Source organism: Moorena sp. SIO3I6 (genome assembly GCF_010672095.1).
Map to the genome: position 1 here is coordinate 1 of NZ_JAAHHU010000526.1, position 2,940 is coordinate 2,940.

General features: G+C 38.1%; 2 protein-coding genes. One reads left to right on the forward strand and one right to left on the reverse strand.

What is annotated here, in order from left to right; all coding sequences use genetic code 11:
* Window positions 1-755 (forward strand): WD40 repeat domain-containing protein (locus tag F6K49_RS38960; protein ID WP_293105875.1); only part of this gene is annotated, 755 nt, incomplete at its 5' end.
* Window positions 756-946: 191 nt separating this feature from the next.
* On the opposite strand, the gene F6K49_RS38965 is transcribed toward F6K49_RS38960, so the two are convergent.
* Window positions 947-2,437, reverse strand: coding sequence for an FAD-dependent oxidoreductase (locus F6K49_RS38965; RefSeq protein ID WP_293105877.1), 1,491 nt, complete (start codon window positions 2,435-2,437; stop codon window positions 947-949).
* Window positions 2,438-2,940 lie beyond the last annotated feature (503 nt).

Here is a 2,940-nt window from a genome sequence, read left to right on the forward strand (position 1 = left end):
TGGCTAGCGCTAGTGAAGATAAAACGGTGAAACTCTGGAATTTAGATGGCTCCTTGCTTGACACTCTAGAAGGACACCAGGATCAGGTTTGGGGAGTTAGTTTTAGTCCCGATAGTAAGTTAATTGCTTCTGCTAGTGCTGACGAAACCGTTAAACTTTGGCATTTAGATGGCACCTTAGTCAAGACCTTAGAGGGGCACCAGGATAAAGTTTGGGGAGTCAGTTTTAGCCCAGACGGCAAGCAGATTGCCTCTGCTAGTAATGATGGGACTGTAAAACTTTGGAATCGTGATGGCAAGTTGCTCAATACGTTCAAAGAGCATAATGATGCTGTCAATTGGGTCAGTTTCAGTCCCGATGGCGAGATGATTGCCTCTGCTAGTAGTGATGGCACGGTAAAACTCTGGAATCGTGATGGCAAGTTGCTCAATACCTTGAAAGGCCATAATGGTGCCGTGAATTGGGTTAGTTTCAGTCCTGATGGAACCTTAATCGCATCTGCGAGTAGTGATACAACAGTTAATCTTTGGAGTCGGGATGGACATTTAATTAATACCTTTAAGGGACACAACGATTCGGTATTTGGAGTTAGTTTTAGTCCCGATAGTAAGTTAATTGCTTCTGCTAGTAAAGACAAAACAATGATTTTGTGGAATTTAGATGTGGATTATTTGCTAGATCGTGGTTGTAGTTGGTTGTACGATTATTGGCATCATAACCGTGAAGGTAAGAGGGATCAGCTTTGTGGATTTTAACTGCAAGGGAATAGGGAGTAGGGAGTAGGGAGTAGGGATTAGTGCTATAGTTTATTAACTCTTGACTTTTGCCTATTGCCTATTGCCTATTGCCTCTTCTCCCTGCTCCCTGCTCCCTGCTCCCTGCTCCCTGCTCCCTAAAAACCAGAAATTTGTACCTCACAAGTCGTAGAATTGCTATAAATAATGTGCTAGTAAATACCCCACTCATCAATAATTTTTTCTCTTTCAGAAACCCTCAATTGAGATAGATTTTTACCAAGAGCAGATTCCATTTCAGGGGAGAGAATTATGTGCTGATTTTGGTCAATAGTTATGTGCTTATCTACTTGCTCTTGGGTAAGAATACCCTGGCATACATAAGTTGAGAGTATTTCGAGAACAACCTGAAATGCATTGTAAGGAATAGAAGTTAATTTAAACCCAGGAATATGAATATATTTACCCCCATTTTTATGGTGATATAGATAACGAATAGGATTATCATCCCGTTTGGCAGCATCTACCTCATCGGTAGTTTTTCTACCAGGATAAACTTGAACCGCTTTTTTGAGCTTAATATTTTCCAATCCCTTAGCCCAAGGAATCCAGCGAGAAATATCCTGCTTAATTGTGCTCAACATTTCTGCTTCCGTTCTACCAGTTATTTTTTCAAAATTATCCAACCATTCCCTAGGAATATTTTTCGGAGTTTCAGCCAAGGGGAAGTCTAATTCTGCCTGGTTATATTCTCGACCAGAAAAAATTGCCAGATGATCGTATCCGACTTTAATTATTCCACCATATTGACCTCGAATGAGCATAGTACTATAAAAACTTTTGTCGATTTCTGGAAACTGTTTTTTCAAGTCTGAGGGAATCTTGTATAGTCCATAAACTTTTAGCTTTACTAGATTTCCTTCGATATATTGCTCAAATTTTAGTTCTGGAATCGGAATGCCCAAACCCTTGGCATAACCAGCATTAACTATCGTATCGAAATAAAGTTGATTATTGTGGTTTATCTTTAACTCGAAGTTTTGACTATTGATGGCAATATTACTTACTTCATTATTGTAGTGAATGTCAACAAAATTTTCTCTAACAATAAAATTAAACAGATTGATCATGTGACAAACATATTCGGCAATATTTAAGACAAATTGCCTAACTTTGACTGCACCAGCGATGTCCTGTTTGCCCGCATCGAAATTTCCAAGTAAGGGTTTGATGGCTTCTTGAGCTAGTATCTTTACTAAGTCTTCTGGCTTACCAAAAATAGTTTCATTATGATAGTTTTTTAAATGTTGCTGATAAATCTCAACCAAAGAAGCAGCAACATCTTTATAAGTTATCCCTTCTTGATTAATAGCAGTGTTTCCTATTTCATTAGGTACTAAATAATTAACATGGCTATCTACAAAAACATACTCAGGCATTAATTTTTTAAATAAAATACTTTGTTTGAATAAATGTTCCAGTGTCTTTTTATGTGCACCATAAACAAAATGATGCAAAATACCTGTATTATTGAGAGAAGCTCCATTTTTATTAAAAATTTTTGATTCAGCTTCAAAAACCGATACTTTAGCGATACCTAATCTAGCTAAGATACATGCTGTTGATACTCCCATAGCACCGGCTCCAATAATGGCTATATTTTGTCTTTGCTGAAGTGGTAGATTAAATACAGTTTCTAGCATGTTTATCTAGGGCAATCCCATCTAAATTAGGTTAAAATAGAAGCAAACGTGATTGGACTTCTTTTCCATGAGACTTCTCATTTTTGCTTGCTTCAAGGAGCATAGCAACGGAGTCGGAACGTTGATTTTATTTAAAGGGGCTACTTTTAGTATTTATGGTTACTTCAATTGTTCTCTATGGCTGGGATCACAGTTTAGGGTGTGGAATGTGGATTAAAATTTACTAAGTCCGATTGTGATAATTGCTTTATTCACTGCTGTTACTTTAACTCATAAGTCTTATAATTGCTATATACTTTTTAACTATTGCCTCTATTCCTCTCCTGGGAGGGGTTAGGGTGTGTTTTTAAAGTTTTCCGCAAGATTATGATCCCCCCCAGCCCCCCTTAAAAAAGGGGGGAGCCATACTCAAAGTCCCCCTTTTTTAAGGGGGATTTAGGGGGATCTCCGAGGCAAGAAAACACGACCTAGGGGTGGGTTCCTCTTGCCTATTGCCTATTGCC